The sequence below is a fragment of the Micromonospora sp. NPDC127501 genome, from assembly GCF_040302185.1.
GTDB lineage: Bacteria > Actinomycetota > Actinomycetes > Mycobacteriales > Micromonosporaceae > Micromonospora.
In genome coordinates this window covers 297182-320835 of sequence record NZ_JBEORJ010000002.1, presented here as the reverse complement: position 1 = coordinate 320835, position 23654 = coordinate 297182, and the positions used below count along the sequence as shown (strand labels likewise).

Sequence of the window (23654 nt, the reverse complement as noted above, 5' to 3'; positions counted from 1 at the left end):
GGACGCCGCGACCGTGCGGGGCCGGTCAGAACGCGTGGTACGCGATCAGCGGTTCGTACTCGTACCGCAGGTTCTCGAAGCGGACCCGGAAGTTGACGCCGTCCCGGACGTTGGTCGCCACCGTGATCCAGCCGGAGTTGGCCGGCAGGTAGGTCCAGTAGTTGCAGGCGCTCGTCTTGTCGACGAAGATCACGCACGCCTCGGTGGCGTACACGCTCGCGTTGCGCACGTTGATGTCGCGACAGCGCGTCGTGGTGCGGTACTGGCCGGCCGAGCCGCCGTAGCGGCCGGTCTCGAAGTAGGACCGGACCGCCCCGCCGTAACAGGTGGCGAGCGGGGCGAACGCGTTCGGCCCGGAGCTGACCGGCGTGGTCGGTGTGGTCGGCTCCGCCTGCGCGGGCGTGCCGACGGAGAGCAGTGCGGCGGCCGTGGCGACGGCGAGCAGACGAGCGGTCGGGGATGGCATCCGTTCGTTCCTCCAAACAGTTGGCTGACCGTACGTATCGGACTGATCATCTGACCGTGACGATGATACGTATCGATCGATTGCCGCGCGGCCCCGATGATGTCCGGCCCGTGTGGTAGCTCTGTAGGCATGTCCGAGGCCATGCTCAGCAAGGTGCGCAAGCTGTTGGCCCAGGCCGAGGACCCGGCCTGCACGCCGGCCGAGTCCGCCGCGTTCACCGCCAAGGCGACCGAGTTGATCGCCCGCTACGGCGTCGACCGGGCGCTGCTCGCCGCCCGGGACCCGACCACCGACCCGGTCGGCGATCGGGTGCTGGACGTCGTCGCCCCGTACGCCCGCGACAAGGTCGGCCTGCTCGCCGCGGTGGCCGAGCCGCTGCGCTGCCGCTGCGTACGCCGTCGGCAGGGCAACGGCTTCGCCCTGCACCTCTTCGGCTTCGCCAGTGACCTGGAACGGGTCGACCTGCTCTTCACCTCACTGCTCGTGCAGGCGGCGCACGGCCTGGCCGCCACCGAGGTGCCCGCCGACGACCACCCCGCCGCCTTCCGCCGCTCCTGGCTGGCCGGCTTCGCGGAGGTGGTCGGAGGCCGACTCTGGGCGGCCGAGTCGGCAGCGGCCAGCGAGTCGGGCACACCGTCGATGGCCCTGGTGCTGGCCGATCGGTCCGACCGGGTTCAGCGCCGGCTCACCGAGGAGTACCCACGGCTGCGTACCGCACCGCCACGTCGGTTGGGCGGCACCGGCTTCGGTTCGGGGGCGGAGGCCGGCCAACGCGCGAACCTTGGTGGTCGGGACCTCGGCGGCGCCGCTGCCGGTCGTCGGCTCGGCCGCTGACCCGGGGGGCCGTCAGGCCGTCGTGCTGGGGCGGTGGCGCGACACCGTGGCGACGTAGCGGGTGAGCAGCTCGTGCCAGCCGGCCGTGAGCGCCTTGCGGTAACCCTCGGCAGCCTCGCCGTGCCGGTCGAAGTGCCGGTGTTCCAGGTCGACGCGGGTGCGCTCCGGCCCCTCGGCGTGGAACAGCACCTCGACCTCGCTCGCGCGGGCCGGGTCCGGCACCGGCGCCCGGTCGGGGCCGATCTGCCAGACGAAGACCAGCCGGCGAGGCGGATCCCAGGTGAGCACCCGACCCCAGTCGGCGCGGAAACCGTACGGGCCGATCTCGTAGAGCATGCCGCCGGCCCGAGGCTCCATGCCCAGCTCGGCCAGCGCGTCCGGGCCGGACCAGGTGTATTCGGTGACCCACCAGTCGGTCAGCTCGTCGGTGAAGACCGTGAATGCGTGCTCGGCGGAGCCCGGGACGAGAAGGCTGCACCGGAGAGAGAACTGGCCGGCGTCCTGCCGGATGTCGGCCGGATCAGTCAATTCCTGTCCCATAGGCCCGGACCATACCGGCTGATGCCTCGGTGTGCAGCTTCGCGCGGTGCCCGGTTCCAGACAGAGGGTCGTCGAGTCGTCACGGACGGGATGGCCCGCCGGAAAGCGGGTAACCGCGCCCGACGGCCCGGACGACCGGGCTGGTGTGCAGGTGGGGCGGGGAGAACATGAGCGAGAGCGGGCAGCAGCGGGAGCCGGACCGCAACGTCGACAGCGGGAACCCGGACGTCCTGCTCGACATTCCGAAGGTCTCCGTCGACTCCATCCGACTGGCGGTCGACGGTCTGGAGGCCGACCTGTCGCTGCGCGCCCGGGTGGCCAACCTGCTCCAGGTCGACGCCGGCGTACGGGTGCACCTCGACGGCGGCGAGTTGAACATCGACGGGGTGAGCGCCGAGGCGCAGCTGCGCGTGCGGTTGGAGCAGCTGACCAGAATCCTGGGCCGCGCGCTCGACACACTCGACCACAACCCACACATCATCGAGGCGCTCGCGCGCACGGCCGGCACCGCCGTCGACGACGTGAACCGCAGTGCCCAGCAGTTGGCCACGGGCGCAGCGGAGATCAAGGCATCGAGTCGACGCACGGACGACGTAGGCGACGAGCCGGTCCGGCGGGTCGGCGCGGCCAGCCCGGTGGCCGACCGCGACCGACTGGGTTCCGACCGGCCGGGTCCGGGTCGGCCACCGGGTCCTGGCCGGCCGGGTCCCGATCAGCTCGGCCCTGGTCGTCTGGGTTCTGATCGGCCGGAGGCGGGTGGGTCGGATGCGGGTGGGTCCGGGGCGGGGCCGGGCGGCTCGGGACCGGGTGCCGGCGGCCCTGGGCCGCGAGCCGGCGGCCCAGGGCTGGCCGAGCAGGCGCATACGCAGGGCCAGCATGGGCAGGGCCAGCAGCCGGAGGGCCGGCGCCCTGAGGGGCCGCATGCACAGGGCCAGCATGCTCAGGGACGGCAGCCAGATGGACGGCAGCCGGAGGGCCGTGCGCCGGAGGGCGGCGCGCCAGGTGGCGACCGCCCGGAAGACCGGCGGTCCGAGGGGTCGCGTCCCGCCGGTGCAGAGCGGCCCGAAGGTGCGGGTGAGGGAGCGCACCCAGCGGCGGCGAGCCGGGACCAGCAGCGCCCCGGGGGATCGGCGGGGCCGACGGCCGGGGGGACCGGCAACAAGCCCGGCCAGTCGGCTGCGTCCGGTCCGAGCCCGTCCAGGGATGGCGACGGTGGTCTGCCGGGCGCGGCGCAGGCCGCGGCACAGAGCGCAGCCCAGTTCGCCGAGCAGGCGGGGGAGACGCTGCGAGAGGCCGGGCGCAGCGTGTGGGAGGCGATCCAGGGCAGCGTGGCCCAGCATCGCCCGCAGGGCCGCCGCGACCACTGACGCCGCGCGGTGCGTCTGCTGGGACACCGCGACTTCAAGAAAGTCGTGTTGATCACGGAGGCTGGCCGGGTCGACCAGGCAGGCTGGCCAGGGCTGGTCATCCAGGCCGACGGGAGGTGTTGGCGACAGCCCAGGAGTAGCCCACGTGGAGTGTGGTGGGTGTGGCCGTCACTGAAAGCGACCCGCCAAAAGCAAGATCCCCACCTGCGTTTCCGCTGGTGGGGACCTCTGTAGCCCGGCGAAAGGCTATGTGGCCAGGGGCGGGGTCGAACCGCCGACCTTCCGATTTTCAGTCGGACGCTCGTACCAACTGAGCTACCTGGCCGTGTCGCTCGGCTCATGTTACCCGGCAACCGGACGAACCGGCGGCAAGGTGACCTGCTCCGATACGCAGAACGCCGCGCGGGGCGCGGCGTCAGCGCTGCGGTCCTGACGGGACTTGAACCCGCGACCTCCGCCTTGACAGGGCGGCGAGCACTCCAACTGCTCCACAGGACCTAGCTTGTGTTGCTCCGGCTTGCGCCGGCCTTGCCTTGCTCCGGCTTGCGCCGGCCTTGCCTTGCTCCGGCTTGCGCCGGTCGTGCCCCCAACGGGATTCGAACCCGTGCTACCGCCTTGAAAGGGCGGCGTCCTGGGCCGCTAGACGATGAGGGCGGCCCCGCCATCATTGCACATTCGCAACTTCAAGCGGACTTGCTCCCATCCGGCCCCGCCGGAGGCTTGGAAAGCATACGTGATGCTCCGTCGGTCGACAAAATCGGTGTCGGCAAGGGCTTAGGGCGGGCCATAACCGCAGGTCAGAGCGGTTCTAGCGGAGTCGGGTGATGCCGAAGCGCTTCTTCAGGTCGGCGATCAACTTCGGGCATGCGGCGAGTGTCGCGGCCCGATCACCGCCCCCGTCGTGCAGAAGAACGATCGCACCGGGCCGGGTGGCGGCGTGGACACGTTTGCCGATCGTGGCCGCGGTCGGCTTGTCCCAGTCCTGCGGGTCGACCGACCAGTGCAGCGGACGCATACCGAGGTTCTTGGCCACCCCGAGCACCTCCGACGTCCACCGGCCGCCGGGCTGCCGGTAGAACGACACCTTCGCGCCAGGTGCGGCCTTCTGGATGGCCTTGTTGGTGCGGTCCAGGTCGGCACGGATCTCGCCGACAGGCCGACGGGCAAGATCGAGGTCGTGACGCCAGCTGTGGTTGCAGAGCTGGTGTCCCTCCCGGACGATCCGCCGGACCAACTCCGGGTGACGCTGCACCTCGCGGCCGACGACGCAGAAGGTCGCCGTCACCTTGGCGGCCTTGAGCTGGTCGAGCACCTTGGGTGTCCAGGCCGGGCTGGGCCCGTCGTCGAACGTCAGGGCCACCGGGCGTACGCCGGTGTTGCGTCCCAGACCGGAGGGGAGCTTGGCCGGCAGCGGCCGCAGCGGCGGCTTGGCCGGCTTGGTGACGCTGGGGTGCGGTGTCGGGGTGGGCGGCGTGGTCGATTCCACCGGCCGTGGAGCGCCGGCGGGTGCGATGGTGCGCTCCGGCTGCGCACAGCCGGAAAGGACCAGCGCCAAGGCGAGGACGGACGCCAGGGTGGCGCGGGCTTGCATCTGCTCGCTCCCGGAGGGTCGGGGTAGGCGGACCCGCCCGACGGTAGTTCACGTCGCGATTCGGCGACAGTGCGATCAATCACGCCTCGACTGGTCCAGGGAGTCGCGGACGGCGGCGGAGAGCGAGACCGCCTCGGCCAGGTCGACCGGCCGCACCACCCCGGCGGGCAGCGTGTCGGCTCGCCAGCCGGGGCCGGCGGCGAGCACCAGCAACGGGCGCCGGGGCGCGGCGAGCAGCGCGCTGAGTTGGGTCGGGTCGGCGGTGGCCCGGGTGTGCGACCAGAGCACCACGGCGGCCGGTCCGGTCCGGTTGACCGCCTCGACGAGAGCGACCACCGGCACCCGGGCGCCGAGCATCCGGTAGCTGACACCGGCCTCCGCGAGAGCCGCCGCCAACGCCTCCAGCGGCAGCGTGTGCTGTTCCTCGTCGGCGCAGGAGAGCAGGATCCGGGCCGGCCCGGTGGGCACGTTGGCCCGACTGGCCGCCGCGAGCGCCTCCGAGACGCAGCGGGACATCAGGTGTTCCACCTCGATCAGGCCGGCGGTGGCGGCGTGCCGTTCGCCGATGCCGGCGAGCACCGGGCGCAGCAGGCCCTCCCAGGTGGCGACGACCCCGCTGGCGGCCAGGGTGTGCGCGATCGTCTCGCTGATCGCCGCCGCGTCCAGTCGCATGGCGGCCCGGGCCAACCCGCGGGCCGCCGGGCCGGCACGGCCGACCGGGATGGAGCCGCCGCCGTCACGGCCGGTCGGGAGGATCCGGGCGGGGGCGACGGTGCTGGTGCCGTTGGGCATCGGGTCCGGTGCCTGGCGGGCCCAGCGGGCCGCCTCGGCGGGGCTCACCCCCTCGGCGGTGAGCCGTCGCATGATCTCGAGACGGGCCAGATCGCTCTGGGTGTACCGGCGATGGTGACCGGGGATGTGTTCGCTGGGCCCGAGCCCGTAGCGCTGGTGCCAGGTGCGGAGGGTCGTCACCGCGACCCCCAACCGTCGTGCGACAGCGCCCGCGCTCAGCGCCTCATCGACCACCCGACCGCTCCGCCGCGTCGTGCCCCGACGATCCGGGCGGCGTCAGGGCCGGGCCGGTTGCCTCCGACCCGGACTCCGTGGGGCGTAGCAGCCGGTTCACCACCCCGCCCAGCCAGGGCGCGTACGACCGGGGGTCGAGCTTCAACTCGGCCTCCAGTGCGGTGGGGTCGGCCCACCGCACCTCGGCCACCTCGTCCTGGTCCGGCAGTAGCGGAGCGCCGGGCAGGAACTCGCCTCGCAGAACGTGGTCGTATTCGAACTCGACCCGACCGGTCGCCGGGTCCTCGGCGTAGTAGACGTAGATGCCGACCTCGGTCAGCTCGACCGGGCCCGCGCCCAACTCCTCGCTCAGCCGTCGGTTGGCCGCCTCGGCGAGCGACTCGCCAGGCTGGGGGTGGCCGCAGCAGGAGTTGGCCCAACGCAGTGGGAACCGGGTCTTGACGGCGGCTCGGCGCTGGAGCAGCACCTGGCCATCCGGGTCCACCAGCAACACCGAGAAGGCCCGGTGCAGCTGCCCGGGTGGTTGGTGCGCGGCCGCGACGGTGGTCTCGCCGTGGGCCTCGCCGGTCTCGTCGACGAGCTCGACGAGGTGCTTCTCCCGACTGCTCATCGGCCTTCCCCGGTGATCCGGCCGGCGGCGAGCTTGCCGGAGATGAGCACCATCGGTACGCCGACGCCGGGTTGGGTCCCGGAGCCGACGAAGACCACGTTCGGCAGGTCGCGGTGCAGGTTGGACGGGCGGAACGGCCCGGTCTGGAAGAGGGTGTGCGCGGCGGCGAACGGGGTACCGGCGGCCATCCCCTGCTCCTCCCACTCGGCGGGGGTGATCGCCCGGAGCACCTCGACCCCGGCGCCGAAGCCGACGTAGCCGCGCTCCTCCAGGGTGCCGATCAGCTGGTCGGTGTAGCGCTGGGTCAGGTCGCCACGCCACTCGAACGGCGCCCGGTGCAGGTTGGGCACCGGGGCGAGCACGTAGTAGGTGTGTCGGTCCGGCGGGGCCACCGCGGGGTCGGTCCGGCTCGGGTTGGTCACCAGCAGCGACGGATCGGTCATCAGCTCACCCCGTCGGATGACCTCATCGAAGGTGCCCTTCCACGCGCGTCCGAAATGGATGTTGTGATGGGCGATCTTCGCATAGGCCTGTCGGGAGCCGACGTGCAGAACGACGCAGGACGGTGAGTAGGTGAGGCGGCGCTGCGGCGCGGCGGGGAGCAGGTCCCGGTAGGCGACCGGCAGGTCGGGGTTGAGCACCACCACGTCCGCCGGCACCAGGTCGCCGTCGGCGGTGAGTACGCCGGTGGCGCGGCCGTTCACGGTCTCCACCCGGGTCACCGTGGTGTCGTACCGGATCTGCACGCCGTGCTTCTCGGCCGCGCCGGCCATCGCCTTGGAGACCGCGTGGATGCCGCCGCGTGGGAAGTAGACCCCGGCCACCGAGTCGAGGTACGCGATGACCGCGTAGATGGCCAGCGCGTCGTGCGGCGCGAGGCCGGCGTACATCGCCTGGAAGGAGAAGATCCGCTGGGTACGCGGGTCCCGGAAGAACTGGTTGATCTTCGTCTGGAGGCGCCGGAAGGCCCCGCCGCTGAGCAGCTTGAGCAGATTGCCGGTGATCAGGTCGGTCGGCGCGTCCAGGTTGCGCTCGATGAAGTCGGTGCGCTCCAACCGCCACAGCTCCCGCGCGTACTCGACGAACCGCAGGTAGCCATCGGCCTCCCGGGGCCCGCAGACCCGGGAGATCTCCGCCGCCATCCGGGTGGTGTCGGTGAGCACGTCGAGGGTCGAGCCGTCCGGGTAGTACGCCCGGTAGGCGGGGTCGAGCGGGGTCAGGTCCAGCCAGTCGTGCAGCTCCTCGCCGACCGCGCCGAGCGCCTCGGCGATCAGGTCGGGCATGGTGAGCACCGTCGGGCCGGTGTCGAACTCGTAGCCGTCCACCCCGAGGCGTCCGGCCCGTCCGCCGGGCACCGGCTCGCGTTCCAGCACTGTCACCTGTCGACCGCTGCCGGCCAGGTGCAGCGCGCAGGCGAGCCCGCCCAGCCCGGCCCCGACGACCACCACCCGGTCCGTCCGTCCTGTCACCGTCCGCACGTGACCACCTCCTCGCTCAAGTCGCTCATCAGGCCCGCCGGTTGGCAGCGGCGGTGGCCAGACCGCTCAACGCGGTCCGCGCCGTCTGGTCCACGGGTGCGGCGTCGAGCGCGGCCAGCGCATCGCTGACCCGCTCGGCGATCATCTGTTCCACCCGGGTCACCGCGCCGGTCTCGGCGACCAGCCCGGCAAGCGTGTCGACCGATCCGTCGGCGGCCCGCTCCAACGCCGCGAGCTGGGCCGGCGTGGCCAGCTCACGGGCCAGCATGAGCAGCGTGGTCGGCTTGCCGGTGCGGAGGTCGTCCCCGGCCGGCTTGCCGGTGGCCGCCGGGTCGCCGTAGACGCCGAGCAGGTCGTCGCGGAGCTGGAACGCTTCGCCGACGGCCAGGCCATAGCGGGTGTACGCGGAGACCAGCGGGTCGTCGGCGGGCACCCCGGCCAGGCAGGCACCGAAGAGCAGTGGTCGCTGGACGGTGTAGCTGGCGGTCTTGTAGCGGGCCACCCGTAGTGCCCGGTCGACCGACCAGCTGCCCGGGTCGTTCTCGCCGAGCACGTCCAGATACTGCCCGGCGACCGTCTCGACCCGCATCTGGTCGTAGCAGCGGCGCACCTCGAAGAGGCGCGTCGACGGCACCGAGGCGTGAGCCAGCAACTGGTCGGCCCAGACCATGCAGAGGTCGCCGATGAGCACGGCGACGGCCTCACCGAACCGGCCGGGATCACCTCGGTGGCCGGCGGCGACGTGCTGTTCGGCGAGCGCGACGTGCGCGGTGGGCCGGCCGCGGCGGGTGGTGGACGCGTCCATCACGTCGTCGTGCACCAGCGCGAAGGTGTGCAGCAGCTCCAGCGCGGCAAGCGCGGGCAGCACGGGTGGCAGCGCCGCGGTGCCACCGACGGCCCCGCGCCACCCCCAGTAGGCGAACGTGGAGCGGATCCGCTTGCCGCCGGTCAGAACGGCCTCCCGCGCGGTGGCGGCGAATTTGCCCATTGACGCGTCGATGTCGTTGAGGGCATCGACCTCGGCGGTGAGGAAGGTGTCCAGTGTCTCGTCGACCGCTGTGACCAGATCGTGGGTATAAGCAGCCAGAACGGCGCGGACCGGATCGTCCCCGTCCCCCGGCCCTGTCGGCGCCACGCGGGTCACGTTGCCCGCAACTGCGTCGTTGGCCATGCGGCTGAGCGTACCCTAGGCTACGAGTTGCGTCGATTGGTGCGTCGATAAATGGAGGAGGGCCGGTGGAAACTGATCTCACCGCTGCCTATGACCGGTGCCGTGAGCTGCACAAACGCCACGGCCGCACCTACTATCTCGCCACCCGCCTGCTTCCCGCTTGGAAACGACGACATGTGCACGCCCTCTACGGGTTCACGCGGTACGCGGACGAAATCGTCGACCGCACCGAGGACCTGCCGCCAGCCGAGCGGGCCGCCCTGCTGGACCGCTGGGCCAGCCAGTTCGTGGCCGGTCTGCACGGCGCGCCGGTCGACGACCCACTGTTGCCGGCCGTGCTGCACACGATCGCCGTCTTCGATCTCGACCGGGACGACTTTGCGTCGTTTCTGAAGAGCATGGCGATGGACCTGACCGTCACCGCGTACCCGACCTACGACCACCTGCTCGACTACATGGAGGGCTCGGCGGCGGTCATCGGCACCATGATGCTGCCGATCCTGGGCAGCTCCGACCCGGTGGCGGCCCGGGAGCCGGCCCGGCAGCTCGGCTTCGCCTTCCAGCTCACCAACTTCATCCGGGACGTCGCCGAGGACCTCGACCGGGGCCGCACCTACCTGCCGGACGAGGACATGGCGAAGTTCGGGGTCACCCGCGAGGAGTTGGCCGAGGCCCGCGCCAAGGGCCGCGTCACCCCACGGATCCGCGAGCTGATCGAGTACGAGGTGACCCGCGCCCAGGCCCACTACGCCGCCGCCGCACCGGGCATCACCATGCTGGCGCCCGCCTCGCAGGCCTGCATGCGCACCGCCTACGCCCTCTACGGCGGCATCCTCGACGAGGTGGCCGCGCAGGACTACGACGTCTTCGCCCGGCGGGCCCTGGTGCCGCAGCGGCGACGGATGGCGGTGGCCGCGCGGGCCCTGCTCAGCTCGACCGGTACGCCGGTCGTCATCCCCGGGCCGACGATCCAGCCGGAGAGCCGGTGACAGTGAGCACGGCGATCGTGCTCCTCACCCGCGACCTGCGGGTGCACGACCACCCGGCGCTGGCCACCACCTGTGCGGCCTTCGACAGGGTGGTGCCGCTGTACGTGCTCGACCCGGCGCTGGCCGACCTCTCCGCCAACCGCACCCGTTTCCTGCACCAGGCCCTCGCCGACCTGCGCGACCAACTCCGTGAGCGTGGTGGCGACCTGGTGGTCCGGCACGGCGGCCTGGTGGCCGAGACGATCCGGCTGGCCGACGAGGTCGGGGCCACCGCCGTCGCGCTCTCGGCCGACGTCAGCCACTACGCCGGCCGCCGGGAGCGGCGACTACGCGCCGAGTGCGAGCGGCACCGGCTGCACCTGCGGCTGTTTCCCGGGTTGACAGTGGTCGAGCCGGGCGCGTTGCGGCCCGGTGCCGGCGGCGACCACTACCGGGTGTTCAGCCCGTACCACCGGGCCTGGGCGGCCAACCGTTGGCGCGAGGAGTTGGCCGCGCCGCGCCGGATCGCGCTGCCCGATCGGGTACGCGTGGGTCGGCTGCCGGCGCTGCCGGCCGGCGACTCGCCGGAAGCGGCCACCGGTGGCGAGCGGATCGCCCAGGCGCGGCTCGCCGACTGGCTGCCCGACCTGACCCGGTACGGCGATCAGCACGACGACATGGCCGGCGACGACACCTCCCGGCTCAGCCCGTACCTGCGCTTCGGCTGCGTGTCGCCGCTGGCGGTGGCGAACCGCGCCGGGGACAGGTCCGGCCCGTTCGTCCGGCAGCTCTGCTGGCGGGACTTCTACTACCAGGTCACCGCCGCCTTCCCGGAGATCTCGACCACGGCGTACCGGCGGGGTGCCACCGAACAGTGGCGCTACGACGACGACGCGTTGGCGGCCTGGACCGAGGGACGCACCGGGATGCCGATCGTCGACGCCGGGATGCGGCAGATGCTGACACAGGGCTGGATGCACAACCGGGCCCGGCTGATCACCGCCGGCTACCTGACCAAGCACCTCGGGCAGGACTGGCGGTCCGGGGTGGCGGTGTTCTTCCGCTGGCTGCTCGACGGGGACGTGGCGAACAACTCCGGCAACTGGCAGTGGGTCGCCGGCACCGGCAACGACACGAAGCCCTACCGGGGGTTCAATCCGGTCCGGCAGGCCGAACGGTACGACCCGGCCGGCGACTACGTGCGCCGGTGGGTGCCGGAGCTGGCGACCGTGCAGGGCAAGGCGGTGCACCAACCCTGGCGGCTGCCGGAGGCCCTGCGCCAGACGCTCGACTACCCACCGCCCCTCTCGGTACCCGGCACCGACCCCGTCTGGCTGCGCTGATCAGAGCACCGAGTGCAACGCCTCGACCAGTTCGTCCACCCGGTCGTGCTCGGCGAGATGCGCCGTGACGTACGCGACGGTGTAGCCCCGCTCGGGGTCGGCCCACGCGCTGCTGCCGCCGATGCCGCCCATGCCCCAGCTGCCGTCCGGCTCCCGTTGCATGCCCAGCGTCCACTGGGCCGGGCGGTCCAGCACCAGGTCCGGCCCGTCGTACTGCACCCGGGTCGTCTCTGTCACCAGCTCCGGACTGAACAGCCGGACGCCGTCCAGGACACCACCGGCCAGCAGACCGGCGTAGAGCCGGGCCAGGCTGGGCGCGGTGGCGTGCAGGTTGACGGCCGGCATTTCGGCGCCCCGCCACAGCGGACTGTTCAGCACGGCCAGGTCCAGCCCGCCGGCCGGGTTGCCCAGCGCCCGCGCCCGCAGTGACCCCGGCTCGCCGAGCTTGCGGCTCGGCCATCCCTGGTCGCCGTACCGCAGGTCCGCGCAGCGCAACTGGTCCGCCCCGGTCAACCCGAAGCCGAGGTCGAGCTGCCACCGGTCGGCGACCTCCTCGGCCAGGAACCGGCCCACCGACCGTCCGTCGACGCGGCGGACCAGCTCGCCCACCAGATGCCCGTACGTCCAGGCGTGTTCCCCGGCGACCGTGCCCGGCGACCACTCGGAGTCGGCGGCGGCCAGGTCGCCGGTGAGCAGCGTCCAGTCGGCGACCGCGGCGGCCGGTCGGGGCACCGGAAAGGCCGGCAGCCCGGCGGTGTGCGACAACACCTGACGCACGGTGGCGGGAGTCCGGAACTCCGGCCAGTACCGGTCCACGGGCGCGTCGAGATCGACGGTTCCCCTGTCGACGAGCATCAGCAGGCAGAGCGCGGCCACCGGCTTGCCGACCGAGTAGACGTTGACCAGCGTGTCCGGCAGCCACGGCTCGCCGCCCGGCCCGTCGCCGGTTCGAGAGCCGCCGACCAGGTCGACGACCGGCTGCCCGTCGTAATAGATGGTCAGGGCTGCGCCGGTTTCCCGGCCGGAGGCGAGCAGGTCGTGGAAGCAGTCCCGGACCGGAGCGAAGCGTGCGTGCATCCGGCCACGGTAAGCGTCCGGGCCGGTGTGGGTGCCGACTTTTCCGCCGACCCCGGTGGTTGGGGTGGTGTCGCTGGGGGATGCTGTTCGGTGTGGCGGAGCCGGAGCTGGTGGATGTGGTCGTTGTCGGGCTCGGGGTTGGCGGCGAGGAGGTGGCTGAGCGACTTGCCGAGGCCGGCCTGAACGTCGTCGGTGTCGAACGGGATCTCGTCGGCGGGGAGTGCCCGTACTGGGGCTGCATCCCGAGCAAGATGATGATCAGAGCGGCCAACGCGCTCGCCGAGGCTCGCCGGGTCGACGGGCTCGCCGGGACGGCACAGGTCCAACCGGACTGGGCGCCGGTGGCGAAGCGGATCCGCGAGGAAGCCACCGACACCTGGGACGACACGGTCGCGGCGGAGCGGTTCGTCGGCAAGGGTGGCCGGCTCGTGCGCGGCAGCGGCCGACTCGACGGTCCGCACCGGGTCCGCGTCGGTGACCAGGTGTTCGAGGCCCGACACGGGGTGGTGCTGGGCACCGGCACCCGCCCGTCGGTGCCGCCGATCGACGGCCTGGCCGACACGCCGTACTGGACCAACCACCAGGCGATCGAGGTCGAGGAGCTGCCGGAGTCGCTGCTCGTGCTGGGTGGCGGCGCGATCGGTCTGGAGTTGGCGCAGGTCTTCGCCCGCTTCGGGGTCCGGGTCACAGTGGTCGAGGCGCTCGACCGGGTGCTGGCCGTCGAGGAACCCGAGGCGTCCGAGGTCGCCGCCGCGGCGCTGCGCGCCGACGGCGTGGAGATCCACACCGGGGTACGCGCCGAACGGGTCGAGCACGACGGGACCCGGTTCACACTGCGCGGTGCCGGCGGCGCCGAGTTCACCGCCGACCGGCTGCTGGTGGTGACCGGGCGCAAGGCCCACCTCGCCGAGCTGGGCCTGGACACGATCGGCGTGGACGCCAGCCAGCGTTACCTTCCGGTCGACGACCGTCTGCACGTCACCGACCACGTCTGGGCGGTCGGCGACATCACCGGCGAGGGCGCCTTCACACACATCGCCATGTACCAGGCGGGGATCGTGATCGCCGACATCCTGGCCCGCGCCCGGCAGGCGAAGGCGGGAGCGGACGCCAGCGGCACCTCCAGCGTGGTCGGCGGGGCGATGGGCGCGTCCAGCTCGCTGGCCGCCAGCGGATCGAGCGGATCGGCCGGCACCGTCCCGCGAGCCGACTACCGGGCGCTGCCCCGGGTGACCTTCACCGATCCCGAGATCGGCGCGGTCGGGCTCACCGAGCAGCAGGCCCGCGAGCGCGGCATCAACGTGCAGGTGGGTTTCACCAAGCTCGGCAGCTCGACCCGCGGCTGGATCCACCGGGTCGGCGACGACGGTTTCATCAAGCTCGTGGCGGACGCCGACCAGGGCGTGCTGATCGGCGCGACCTCGGCCGGCCCGGCCGGCGGCGAGGTGCTGTCCGCGCTGGTGGTGGCGGTGCACGCGGCGGTGCCGCTGAGTCAACTCCGGCACATGATCTACGCGTACCCGACCTTCCACCGGGCCATCGAGAGCGCCCTGCGCGACCTCTCCTGACCCCAGCCCCACCCGAGGCCACCGCGCCCGGCGCTTCGCGATGCCCCGCGCGCGGGTCCGGACGGTGGGAAGAATGCGGCAGTCGGCCAGCAAACGACGGGCAGATTGCTGTTCATTTCTTTCATCCAGGTGACGTACGATTGCGACCGTGACCAAGCGGTTGACTGAAGTTGCCAAGAAGGCGGGCGTCAGCGAGGCCACCGTCAGCCGGGTGCTCAACGGCCGCGACGGAGTCTCCGAGGCGACCCGCACGGCCGTCCTGACGGCGCTGGACGTGCTCGGTTACGAGCGGCCGACCAAGCTGCGCGGCGAACGCGCCCGGCTGGTCGGGCTGGTGCTGCCCGAGTTGCAGAACCCGATCTTCCCGGCGCTGGCCGAGGTGGTCACCGGCACTCTCGCCCAGCGCGGCTACACCCCGGCGCTCTGTGCCCGGACCATCGGCGGGGTCTCCGAAATGGACTATGTGGAGATGCTCCTCGACCACCAGGTCTCCGGGGTGATCTTCGCCGGTGGCTCGTACGCGCTCGCCGACGCCCGACACGACCACTACCGTCGGCTGACCGACCGGGGGCTTCCGGTCGTGCTGGTCAACGCGGGTGTGGACGAGCTGGGTTTTCCCCGGGTTTCCACTGACGACGCGGTGGCGGTGGAGCAGGCGTACGGGCACCTGCGCTCGCTCGGGCACGAACGGATCGGGATGGTGCTCGGCCCGGAGGGGCATGTGCCGTCACGGCGCAAGCTCGACGCGATGGTCCAGGCTGCCGGCTGGGACGAGGGTGACGCCGAGTGCGTCGAGCGTTCCAGCTTCTCGATGGAGGGGGCGCGGGTCGCCGCGACGAAGTTGGTCGAGCGGGGCGTGACCGGCATCATCTGCGCCAGCGACGTGCTCGCGCTGGGCACGATCCGCGCGGCCCGGCGGCTGGGCCGTTCGGTTCCGGCCGACGTGTCGGTGGTGGGCTTCGACGACTCCGCCTTCATGACGTGCACCGATCCGCCGTTGACCACGGTGCGCCAGCCGATCGAGACGATGGGGCAGGCCGCCGTGGATCTGCTGGTCACCCAGATCGAGGGTGCCGGCGTCCTTCAGGACGAGCTGCTGTTCGAGCCGGAGTTGGTGGTGCGGGGCTCCACCGCGCCCGCCCCCGGCCGCTAGGCACCACACCTGACGACGCTTCGGCCGTCGACCGCCTCTCGCGGTCGGCGGCCGTTTTCGTCGTTGCTCGCCCCGGTCGGCATCGACCGGGCCGAATGACCGGACACAAGGGATCAATAGTCGGCAAACCGGGCGGCTTTCAGTGTCTTGCCAACATCTGTCGTAATCACGTCGTGTCCTTTCGGAACAGGGTCGATACCTTGCCGAAATGAGTCGGCCTCGTTACAGTGACTCCACTCACACCTGGCTCCGACGCAGCTACTGGGCGTCAGGTCGTATCACCGCAGATCAGCGAAGGTCACTGGAGACACCCGTTCCCGAAGGGATGGACAGATGTCCGTACCGCAATACCGAAAGGCTGCGGCGGTCGCGCTCGTGGCCGGCCTGGGGCTCAGCCTCACGGCATGCTCCACGAAGGGCGACGACAAGGGCTCGAGCGCCGGCGGCAAGGTCACCATCACTGTCGACTGCCAGCCGGTCGGCGCCCAGAAAGAGCTGTTGAAGAACTGGAACGACGACGTCGCCGAGTTCCAGAAGCAGAACCCGGACATCATCATCAAGAGCGTCAGCGTCGGCGAGCAGTGCAACAACCCGCCGGACTTCACCGCCCGCCTCGCCGGCGGCACCGTGACCGACGTCTTCTACGGGTACATGACCGATCTCCAGCAGGTGCTCGACTCCGGTCAGGCGATGGACATCAGTCAGCACGTCAACAAGGACACGATCCCGACCTGGGACAGCGTCGACCCGGCGCTCAAGGAGGTCTTCACCGACGGCGGCAAGCTCTACGCCGTTCCGGTGAAGAACTACTCGATGGGCCTGGTCTACAACAAGGCCCTGTTCCAGCAGGCCGGGCTGGACGTGAACAACCCGCCCAAGACCTGGGCCGAGGTCCGTGCCGCGGCCAAGAAGATCTCCGCGCTCGGCAACGGCATCGCTGGCTACTCCGAGTACAGCGCCGGCAACACCGGTGGCTGGCACTTCACCTCCCTGCTCTACTCGCAGGGCGGCCGGGTGCTGACCGAGGACGGCAAGAAGGCCGACTTCAACAACGCCATGGGCAAGCAGGTCCTGCAGAACCTCAAGGACATGCGGTACGGCGACAACAGCATGGGTGCCCGTCAGCTGCTCCAGTGGGGTGACCTGCTGACGAACGCCGGCGCGGGCAAGGTCGGCATGTTCATCGGCGCGCCGGATGCCACCCAGGCGATCGTCAGCCAGTTCCAGGGCAAGTTCCAGGACTGGGCGATGGCCCCGCTGCCCGGCCAGGACGGCGCGGCGAAGGGGACGCTCGGTGGTGGCGAGGGCTACTTCTTCAAGAAGGACCTCACTCCCGAGCAGGTCAAGGCCGGTCTGAAGTGGATCGCGTACCAGAAGCTCACCCCGGGCAAGGGCCAGTTCGACTACGTCCGGGCCAAGCCGCAGAACTACCCGGTGGGTCTGCCCCAGCCGCTGCTCTTCGCCAACGGCAGTGACGCGCAGAAGCAGGAGTTGGAGCTGCGTAAGGCGAACGCGAACGTCGACACGGCGAACTTCGCGCTCTTCGAGGCCACCCCGGTTCCGATCAAGGGTGAGCCGCGCAACGCCCAAGCCGTCTACGCGGTGCTCGACGCCGCGATGTCGGGTGTGCTGACCAACCCGAACTCGAACATCGACGCACTGCTCAAGACCGCCGAGGAGAAGGTCAACCAGCTCCTCGCCGCCGAGAGCTGACCGATCGTGTGGGGGTCGGGACGCCGACCCGACCCCCACGCCACTCGCACCACATCTCGACGTCACCGACTCACCCAGGAGTTGCCTTGGCGATCACCACCGTCCCGGAGACCTCCAGGAAACCGGGCCGCCCGCCGTCGCCGTACTCGGCGAGGCCACAGCGCACCAGCCTCGGCCGCAAGGTACGGGACAACCTCACCGGTCACGCGTTCCTGATCGGGGCGGTGCTCTGCTTCGTCGTCTTCTCCTGGTACCCGATGGTCCGCGGCATCATCATGAGCTTCCAGCGGACCCGGCGTGGCGAGACCACCTGGGTGGGTTGGGACAACTACTCCCGCATCATCGCCGACCCCAGCTTCTGGACGGCCTGGCAGAACACCTTCTACTTCACGGTCCTGGCGCTGGCCCTCGGGTACGTGGTGCCGTTCTTCGTGGCGATCCTGCTCAACGAGTTCCGCCACGCCAAGGGGTACCTGCGGATCCTGGTCTACCTGCCGGTGATGCTGCCGCCGGCCTCGGCGCTGTTCCTCTTCAAGTTCTACGCGTACGACCCGAGCGAGGCCGGGCTCTTCAACGCGATCCTCAAGGCACTGCACCTGCCGACCTCGCAGTGGATGCAGTCGCCCGAGATGACGATGCCGGCGATGGTGGTGGCGTCGACCTGGATGAACATGGGCGGCGCCGTGCTGATCTACCTGGCGTCGTTGCAGAACATCCCCGGCGAGCTCTACGAGGCGGCGGAGCTCGACGGCGCCGGGATCTGGCGGCGGATCCGCCACGTGACCATTCCGCAGACCCGGTTGATCCTCGCGCTCCTGGCGATGTTGCAGATCGTCGCCACCATGCAGCTCTTCATCGAGCCCCTGATCCTCGCCAACGGTGCGGGCGCGGAGGACTCGGCGACCTCGGTGGCGTACCTCATCTACCAGCACGGGTTCTTCCAGAACGATCTCAACGGCGCCGCCGCCCTGGGCGTGATCATGCTCGTGGTGCTGGCCGGCTTCTCCGCCGTGTACGTGCGGCTGACTGCGAAACAGGACTAGGACGGCGAGGAATGGCACAGGATTCCGGAACCCGGACCCTCATCTCCCAATCCCAGCTCAGCCGGGGGCGCGGCCGGGTCATCTACTGGACGCTGCTGGTCGTTGTCGTGGCGGGGTTCACGCTCGTCTTCCTCGGACCGCTCTACTGGATGGTCACCGGCGCGCTCAAGTCCGGCCAGGAGATCGCCCAGACCCCACCGTCGCTGTTTCCGAAGGACCCGCAGCCGCAGAACTACATCGACGCGTGGAACAACCTGGCCCTCGCCAAGCTGCTCTTCAACACCTTCTACTACGCGATCGGCGCGGTGCTGTTCCAACTCGTCTTCGACAGCGCCGCGGCGTACTCGCTGTCCAAGCTTCGACCGATCTTCGGCAACACGATCCTCGCCCTGATGCTGGGGACCCTGATGATCCCGGCGATGGTCCTCATCGTTCCGCAGTACGTGACGGTGCTCGACCTGCCGATCCTGCACATCAACCTGCTCGACTCACCGTTCGCCATCTGGCTGCCGATGGTCGCGAACGCGTTCAACATCTTCCTGTTGAAGCGGTTCTTCGACTCGATCCCCGAGGAGCTGATGGCGGCCGCCCTCATGGACGGGGCGTCCTCGCTGCGCACGCTCTGGTCGATCATCCTGCCGCTGTCGCGCCCCATCCTCGGGGTCGTCTCGATCTTCGCCGTGACGGCGGTCTGGAAGGACTTCCTCTGGCCGAAGCTGGTCATGCCGTCGCCCGAGACCCGGACGGTCAGCGTCGGCATCTACACCTTCGCGGGCGGCACACCGATGAACGTGGTGATCGCCGCGTCGGTCATCGCCGCGATCCCCACTGTCATCATCTTCCTGATCTTCCAGCGGAACATCATGTCCGGTCTGACCACGGGCAGCATCAAGGGATAGCGACCACCGGTCCTCCCGCGCGGCGAACAACGACCGTTCGCCCGACACATAACCAGGTCCGGCGAACCCGCCGACGTACTGACGCAGAAAGCAGGTGCTCGTGTCCACAGCTGACAGAAGTCCGTGGTGGCGTGGAGCCGTGATCTACCAGGTGTATCCCCGGAGCTTCGCCGACGGTAACGGCGACGGTATCGGTGACATCGCCGGCATCCGGTCCCGGCTGAACCACCTGTCCGCGCTCGGCGTCGACGCGATCTGGTTCAGCCCCTGGTACCCGTCCCCGATGGCCGACGCCGGCTACGACGTCTCCGACTACCGTGACATCGACCCGGTCTTCGGCACCCTGGCCGAGGTGGAGGCGCTGATCGCGGAGGCGCACGCGCTGGGCATCCGGACCATCGTCGACGTGGTGCCCAACCATTGCTCCGACGCGCACCCCTGGTTCCAGGCCGCGCTCGCCGGTGGCCCCGGCGCGCCCGAACGGGACCTCTTCTGGTTCCGGCCCGGCCGGGGTCCCAACGGCGACGAGCGACCCACCGACTGGGTCGGCGAGTTCGGTGGCGAGACCTGGACCCGCACCACCAACCCGGACGGCACCCCCGGCGACTGGTACCTGCACCTGTTCGCCCCGCAGCAGCCGGACTTCAACTGGGACCACCCCCGGGTGCGGGAGGAGTTCGAGGACATCCTGCGGTTCTGGTTCGACCGGGGCGTGGACGGCATCCGGATCGACTCGGCCGGGCTCCTGGTCAAGGACGGGACGCTTCCGGAGGTCCGCGAGGACCAGCCGCACCCGTTCCACGACCTCGACGGGGTGCACGAGATCTACCGGGGCTGGCGTCGGGTCGCCGACGAGTACGCCGACCGGGCGCTGATCGGTGAGGTGTGGCTGCCGGACCGGCAGCGGTTCGCCAACTACCTGCGCCCGGACGAGCTGCACGCGGCGTTCAACTTCGACTTCCTCGGCTGCGCCTGGGACGCCGCGGCGCTGCGGGAGAGCATCGACGGGACGCTGAGCGCGCACGCGCCGGTCAACGCGCCGGCCACCTGGGTGCTCTCGAACCACGACGTCACCCGGCACGTCACCCGCTACGGTCGCGCGGACACGCGGTTCAGCTTCGCCGCCAAACGCGAGGGCACCCCCACCGACCTTGAGTTGGGCACCCGCCGGGCCCGCGCCGCCGCGCTGCTCTCGCTGTCGCTGCCCGGTGCCGCCTACGTCTACCAGGGCGAGGAGCTGGGCCTCTACGAGGTCGAGGACATCCCGTACGCGATGCGGCAGGACCCGATGTGGGAGCGGTCCGGCCGAATCGACCCCGGTCGGGACGGCTGCCGCGTACCGCTGCCGTGGGCCGGGGACGAGCCGCCGTTCGAGTTCAGCCCCGAGGGTGCCGCGGCGCCGTGGCTGCCGCAGCCGGCCGACTGGAAGGACCGGACAGCCAGCGCGCAGACCGGCGACTCGGCCTCGATGCTGGAGCTGTACCGGGCGGCGATCCAGGCCCGAAAGGCCGACCCGGCGCTCGGTGACGGTGAGCTGACCTGGTTGCCCGCCCCGGACGGGGTGCTGGCGTTCAGCCGCGGTGGCGGCTTCACCTGCCTGGTCAACCTGTCCGCCGCGCCGGTGCCGATGCCAGCTCAGGGGGAGTTGCTGCTGGCCAGCGGGCCGCTCGACGACGGATTGCTGCCGTCCGACACCGCGGTCTGGCTGCGTACCGCCGAATCCACCGACGGGCCGCGCGCGGCGGACGGCCCGGCCTGACCTGACTCTGCTCGCCGTGGTGCCGGCGGCCCGTCCCGGCCGCCGGCACCACGCCACCCAGGAAGGGAGAACCGAGGGGGGACGCGCGACACCGCACCGACACGGGGGATCTGGCCTGCCTGACGAAAGGGAGAGCGCAGCTCATGGCCAACCACACCACCGCCACCCCGCACCACCTTCGACACCCGGCCCGGGCACTGTTGGCCGCCATCGCCGCCACAGTGCTCGCCGCCACAGCGGTCACCGCCCTCGCGGTGACCGGCACCGCGACCCCGGCCTCGGCGGCGGGGTTGTCCCCCTTCGACATCCCCAACCGGGGCGCCACCGTCCCGTTCGTCGAGCAGGAGGCGGAGGAGACCGCCCACAACGGCACGAAGATCGGCCCGGACCGGCGTTACGGCACGCTGCCGTCCGAGGCGTCCGGCCGGGAGGCGGTCACCCTCGACGCCGTCGGCGAGTACGTCGAGTTCACCCTCACCGCCCCAGCCAACGCGGTCACCTTCCGCTACAGCCTGCCGGACAGCCCGGCCGGCACCGGCCGCGACGCCGCCATCGACCTGCGGGCCAACGGGGCGCTGCTGAAGTCGGTCCCGGTCACGTCGAGGTACGGCTGGTACTACGGCGGATACCCGTTCAACAACAACCCGGGTGACACCAACCCGCACCACTTCTACGACGAGACCCGGGCGCTGTTCGGCAGCACCCAGCCGGCCGGCACGAAGATCCGGCTCCAGGTCTCCTCGACCGCGCAGTCGCCCACGTTCACCATCGACCTGGCCGACTTCGAGCTGGTCGCCCCGGCGATCACGAAGCCCTCCGGTGTGCTCGACGTGGTCACCGACTTCGGCGCCGACCCGAGTGGGGCGAGCGACTCGACGGCGAAGTTCCAGGCGGCGGTCGACGCCGGCAGGGCCCAGGGCCGGGCGGTCTGGATCCCGACGGGCACCTTCACCCTCTGGGATCACGTGGTGGTCGACGGGGTGACTCTGCGCGGCGCGGGCCCCTGGTATTCGGTGCTCGGCGGCCGGCACCCCACCGAGCGGAACAGGTCCGTCGGCATCTACGGCAAGTACGTCCCCGGTGGCGGCTACACCGGCCCGGTCCGCGCGCACGAGGCGAACGGGCCCAGCCGCAACGTCACGCTGCGGGACTTCGCCATCATCGGCGACATCCGGGAACGGGTCGACGACGACCAGGTCAACGCCCTGGGCGGGGCGATGACCAACTCGGTGGTGGACAACCTCTGGCTGGAGAACACCAAGGTCGGGGCGTGGATGGACGGCCCGATGGACAACTTCACCATCCGCAACAGCCGGATCCTGGACCAGACCGCGGACGGGGTGAACTTCCACACCGGGGTGACCAACTCGACGGTGACCAACACGTTCGTCCGCAACACCGGCGACGACGCGTTGGCGATGTGGGCGCAGAGCGTGCCGAACGTCAACAACTCCTTCACCCGCAACACCATCGGGGTGACCCTGTTGGCGAACCACCTGGTCAGCTACGGCGGTCGGGACATCAAGATCACCGACAACGTGACGGCCGACTCGCTGACCAACGGCGGTGGCATCCACGTCGCGAACCGCTACCCCGGCGTGCAGGGCGCCACCGGGGTCCAGGGCACCTGGACGATCGCCCGGAACACGTTGATCCGTAACGGCAACTCGGACTACAACTGGAACTTCGGTGTCGGGGCGATCTGGTTCTCCGCGCTCAACGAGGCGTTCCAGAACCCCACCATCAACATCACCGACACCGACATCCTGGACAGCTCGTACGCGGCGCTGCACTGGATCGAGGGCCAGACCAACGGGATCAACCTCAACAACGTACGGATCGACGGCGCCGGCACCTACGCGCTCCAGGTGCAGGCGAACAGCCAGGTGTCGTTCACCAACGTGCGGGCCACCAACATCGCGCAGAGCAACCCGATGCACAACTGCGTGGGCGCCGGCTTCCAGATAACCCAGGGCTCCGGCAACTCCGGCTGGTACACACCGACCCCGTACTGCGGCCCGTGGCCGAACCCCCAGTGGGGCGGCGGACCCACCTCGCCGCCGCCCACCACCCCGCCACCCACCACGCCGCCGCCGACCACCCCGCCCCCGACCAGCGGGAACCTGGCACTGGGCCGCTCGACGACAGCGACCAGCACCAACCAGAACTACACGGCCGCCAACGTGGTGGACGGCAACGCGTCGACGTACTGGGAGAGCGCCAACAACGCCTTCCCCCAGTCGGTCACCATCGACCTGGGTGCGTCCCGGTCGGTCGACCGGGTGGCGCTCAAGCTGCCCAGCGGTTGGGAGCAACGCACCCAGACCCTGTCGGTGCTCGGCTCCACCGACGGCTCGTCGTACACCACACTGGCGTCGTCCGCCGGTCGGGTCTTCGCCCCCGGTGCGGGCAACACCGTGTCGATCGGACTGCCCTCCGGTGACCGCCGCTACATCCGGGTCACCGTCACCGGCAACACCGGCTGGCCGGCCGCGCAACTCTCCGAGGTCGAGGTGTACGGCGGCACCCAGACCACCCCGCCGCCGACCACGCCACCGCCGACCACCCCGCCCCCGACCACGCCGCCGCCCAGCGGCAACCTGGCGGCCGGACGGTCGATCACCGAGACCAGCCACTCGGACGTGTACGCCGCCCCCAACGCGGTGGACGGCAACGCGAACACCTACTGGGAGAGTGCCAACAACGCATTCCCGCAGTCGTTGACGGTGGACCTGGGGGCCGATCGGTCGGTGTCCCGGGTCGTGCTGAAGCTCCCACCCTCATCGGCCTGGCAGACGCGTACGCAGACACTGGCGGTGCTCGGCTCCACCAACGGTTCGACGTTCAGCACGCTGAAGGCGTCCGCCGGCTACAGCTTCAACCCGGCCAGCGGCAACACGGTCACCGTGACCTTCACGGCGACCACCCAGCGGTACCTGCGGCTGACCGTCACCGGCAACAGCGGCTGGCCAGCCGGCCAGCTCAGCGAGTTCGAGGTCTACTCCAGCTAGGTCGGGTGCCCCTGCCCGGACCGGGCGGGGGCACCCG

Annotated in this window: 19 protein-coding genes and 3 tRNA genes; 11 read left to right on the top strand and 11 right to left on the bottom strand. The window is 70.8% G+C overall.

Annotated elements, in window-relative coordinates; all coding sequences use genetic code 11:
* Window positions 1-25: 25 nt before the first annotated feature.
* Window positions 26-466 carry a hypothetical protein gene (locus ABTW72_RS05470; protein WP_091396009.1) on the bottom strand — a complete coding sequence of 147 codons (441 nt, stop codon included), beginning with the start codon at window positions 464-466 and terminating at the stop codon, window positions 26-28.
* A 129-nt stretch (window positions 467-595) separates the two neighbouring features.
* Between ABTW72_RS05470 and ABTW72_RS05465 the strand changes: the two genes are divergently transcribed.
* A complete protein-coding gene (locus tag ABTW72_RS05465) occupies window positions 596-1300 on the top strand; it encodes a DUF2786 domain-containing protein (protein ID WP_091396006.1) in 705 nt (234 codons plus the stop codon).
* A 12-nt stretch (window positions 1301-1312) separates the two neighbouring features.
* Here ABTW72_RS05465 and ABTW72_RS05460 read toward each other — a convergent pair whose 3' ends face one another.
* Window positions 1313-1840 carry an SRPBCC family protein gene (locus ABTW72_RS05460; RefSeq protein WP_112677516.1) on the bottom strand — a complete coding sequence of 176 codons (528 nt, stop codon included), beginning with the start codon at window positions 1838-1840 and terminating at the stop codon, window positions 1313-1315.
* Window positions 1841-2007: 167 nt separating this feature from the next.
* On the opposite strand from ABTW72_RS05460, the gene ABTW72_RS05455 reads away from it, so the two are divergent.
* Window positions 2008-3207, top strand: a complete 1200-nt coding sequence (locus ABTW72_RS05455; RefSeq protein ID WP_350854644.1) for a hypothetical protein — start codon at window positions 2008-2010, stop codon at window positions 3205-3207.
* A gap of 251 nt (window positions 3208-3458) precedes the next feature.
* On the opposite strand, the gene ABTW72_RS05450 is transcribed toward ABTW72_RS05455, so the two are convergent.
* The 8 genes from ABTW72_RS05450 to ABTW72_RS05415 all read right to left on the bottom strand — a co-directional run bounded on the left by ABTW72_RS05450 (window position 3459) and on the right by ABTW72_RS05415 (window position 9083).
* Window positions 3459-3532: transfer RNA gene (locus tag ABTW72_RS05450), tRNA-Phe, on the bottom strand.
* A 99-nt stretch (window positions 3533-3631) separates the two neighbouring features.
* Window positions 3632-3705 (bottom strand) — tRNA-Asp (locus ABTW72_RS05445).
* A gap of 83 nt (window positions 3706-3788) precedes the next feature.
* A tRNA-Glu gene (locus ABTW72_RS05440) sits at window positions 3789-3861 on the bottom strand.
* 154 nt (window positions 3862-4015) lie between these two features.
* Window positions 4016-4798, bottom strand: a complete 783-nt coding sequence (locus ABTW72_RS05435) for a polysaccharide deacetylase family protein (protein WP_350854641.1) — start codon at window positions 4796-4798, stop codon at window positions 4016-4018.
* A gap of 75 nt (window positions 4799-4873) precedes the next feature.
* Window positions 4874-5824, bottom strand: coding sequence for a MerR family transcriptional regulator (locus ABTW72_RS05430; protein ID WP_350854638.1), 951 nt, complete (start codon window positions 5822-5824; stop codon window positions 4874-4876).
* The gene (gene idi / locus ABTW72_RS05425; protein WP_350854635.1) at window positions 5814-6434 is read right to left on the bottom strand and encodes an isopentenyl-diphosphate Delta-isomerase; all 621 of its coding nucleotides are present in this window, start codon (window positions 6432-6434) and stop codon (window positions 5814-5816) included. Before idi ends, ABTW72_RS05430 begins: the two co-directional genes overlap by 11 nt.
* Window positions 6431-7912 (bottom strand): phytoene desaturase family protein, encoded by a 1482-nt coding sequence (crtI, locus tag ABTW72_RS05420; RefSeq protein ID WP_350854632.1) that lies wholly within the window; start codon window positions 7910-7912, stop codon window positions 6431-6433. Before crtI ends, idi begins: the two co-directional genes overlap by 4 nt.
* A gap of 28 nt (window positions 7913-7940) precedes the next feature.
* On the bottom strand, window positions 7941-9083 hold the full coding sequence (locus tag ABTW72_RS05415; protein ID WP_350854629.1) for a polyprenyl synthetase family protein: 1143 nt from the start codon (window positions 9081-9083) through the stop codon (window positions 7941-7943).
* Window positions 9084-9148: 65 nt separating this feature from the next.
* On the opposite strand from ABTW72_RS05415, the gene ABTW72_RS05410 reads away from it, so the two are divergent.
* Together ABTW72_RS05410 and ABTW72_RS05405 are read left to right on the top strand one after the other, a co-directional pair.
* Window positions 9149-10072, top strand: a complete 924-nt coding sequence (locus ABTW72_RS05410) for a phytoene/squalene synthase family protein (protein WP_350854626.1) — start codon at window positions 9149-9151, stop codon at window positions 10070-10072.
* Entirely contained in the window at window positions 10069-11394 is a 1326-nt protein-coding gene (locus tag ABTW72_RS05405) for a cryptochrome/photolyase family protein (RefSeq protein WP_350854623.1), read from the top strand. The genes ABTW72_RS05410 and ABTW72_RS05405 overlap by 4 nt, the downstream gene beginning before the upstream one ends.
* Here the strand turns inward: ABTW72_RS05405 and ABTW72_RS05400 are convergent, their stop codons facing one another.
* Window positions 11395-12471 (bottom strand): serine hydrolase domain-containing protein, encoded by a 1077-nt coding sequence (locus ABTW72_RS05400; protein WP_350854620.1) that lies wholly within the window; start codon window positions 12469-12471, stop codon window positions 11395-11397.
* 80 nt (window positions 12472-12551) lie between these two features.
* On the opposite strand from ABTW72_RS05400, the gene ABTW72_RS05395 reads away from it, so the two are divergent.
* The 7 genes from ABTW72_RS05395 (at window position 12552) to ABTW72_RS05365 (ending at window position 23617) form a co-directional block, all read left to right on the top strand.
* Window positions 12552-14039: a dihydrolipoyl dehydrogenase family protein gene (locus ABTW72_RS05395; RefSeq protein WP_350854618.1), complete on the top strand. Its 1488-nt coding sequence runs from the start codon at window positions 12552-12554 to the stop codon at window positions 14037-14039.
* 148 nt (window positions 14040-14187) lie between these two features.
* The gene (locus ABTW72_RS05390) at window positions 14188-15192 is read left to right on the top strand and encodes a LacI family DNA-binding transcriptional regulator (RefSeq protein ID WP_112677526.1); all 1005 of its coding nucleotides are present in this window, start codon (window positions 14188-14190) and stop codon (window positions 15190-15192) included.
* 333 nt (window positions 15193-15525) lie between these two features.
* A complete protein-coding gene (locus ABTW72_RS05385; protein WP_350854615.1) occupies window positions 15526-16905 on the top strand; it encodes an ABC transporter substrate-binding protein in 1380 nt (459 codons plus the stop codon).
* A gap of 86 nt (window positions 16906-16991) precedes the next feature.
* Window positions 16992-17948, top strand: coding sequence for a carbohydrate ABC transporter permease (locus ABTW72_RS05380; protein ID WP_350854612.1), 957 nt, complete (start codon window positions 16992-16994; stop codon window positions 17946-17948).
* A gap of 11 nt (window positions 17949-17959) precedes the next feature.
* Window positions 17960-18847, top strand: coding sequence for a carbohydrate ABC transporter permease (locus tag ABTW72_RS05375; protein ID WP_350854610.1), 888 nt, complete (start codon window positions 17960-17962; stop codon window positions 18845-18847).
* Window positions 18848-18986: 139 nt separating this feature from the next.
* Entirely contained in the window at window positions 18987-20606 is a 1620-nt protein-coding gene (locus ABTW72_RS05370) for a glycoside hydrolase family 13 protein (protein WP_350854607.1), read from the top strand.
* 143 nt (window positions 20607-20749) lie between these two features.
* Window positions 20750-23617, top strand: coding sequence for a galactose-binding domain-containing protein (locus ABTW72_RS05365; RefSeq protein ID WP_350854605.1), 2868 nt, complete (start codon window positions 20750-20752; stop codon window positions 23615-23617).
* The last annotated feature ends 37 nt before the right edge of the window (window positions 23618-23654 follow it).

Bases quoted from the DNA above. Each gene is read 5' to 3' on its own strand.
- ABTW72_RS05470 (WP_091396009.1), bottom strand. From the start codon at position 466: ATGCCATCCCCGACCGCTCGTCTGCTCGCCGTCGCCACGGCCGCCGCA.
- ABTW72_RS05465 (WP_091396006.1), top strand. From the start codon at position 596: ATGTCCGAGGCCATGCTCAGCAAGGTGCGCAAGCTGTTGGCCCAGGCC.
- ABTW72_RS05460 (WP_112677516.1), bottom strand. From the start codon at position 1,840: ATGGGACAGGAATTGACTGATCCGGCCGACATCCGGCAGGACGCCGGC.
- ABTW72_RS05455 (WP_350854644.1), top strand. From the start codon at position 2,008: ATGAGCGAGAGCGGGCAGCAGCGGGAGCCGGACCGCAACGTCGACAGC.
- ABTW72_RS05435 (WP_350854641.1), bottom strand. From the start codon at position 4,798: ATGCAAGCCCGCGCCACCCTGGCGTCCGTCCTCGCCTTGGCGCTGGTC.
- idi (WP_350854635.1), bottom strand. From the start codon at position 6,434: ATGAGCAGTCGGGAGAAGCACCTCGTCGAGCTCGTCGACGAGACCGGC.
- ABTW72_RS05415 (WP_350854629.1), bottom strand. From the start codon at position 9,083: ATGGCCAACGACGCAGTTGCGGGCAACGTGACCCGCGTGGCGCCGACA.
- ABTW72_RS05400 (WP_350854620.1), bottom strand. From the start codon at position 12,471: ATGCACGCACGCTTCGCTCCGGTCCGGGACTGCTTCCACGACCTGCTC.
- ABTW72_RS05395 (WP_350854618.1), top strand. From the start codon at position 12,552: ATGCTGTTCGGTGTGGCGGAGCCGGAGCTGGTGGATGTGGTCGTTGTC.
- ABTW72_RS05385 (WP_350854615.1), top strand. From the start codon at position 15,526: ATGTCCGTACCGCAATACCGAAAGGCTGCGGCGGTCGCGCTCGTGGCC.
- ABTW72_RS05375 (WP_350854610.1), top strand. From the start codon at position 17,960: ATGGCACAGGATTCCGGAACCCGGACCCTCATCTCCCAATCCCAGCTC.
- ABTW72_RS05365 (WP_350854605.1), top strand. From the start codon at position 20,750: ATGGCCAACCACACCACCGCCACCCCGCACCACCTTCGACACCCGGCC.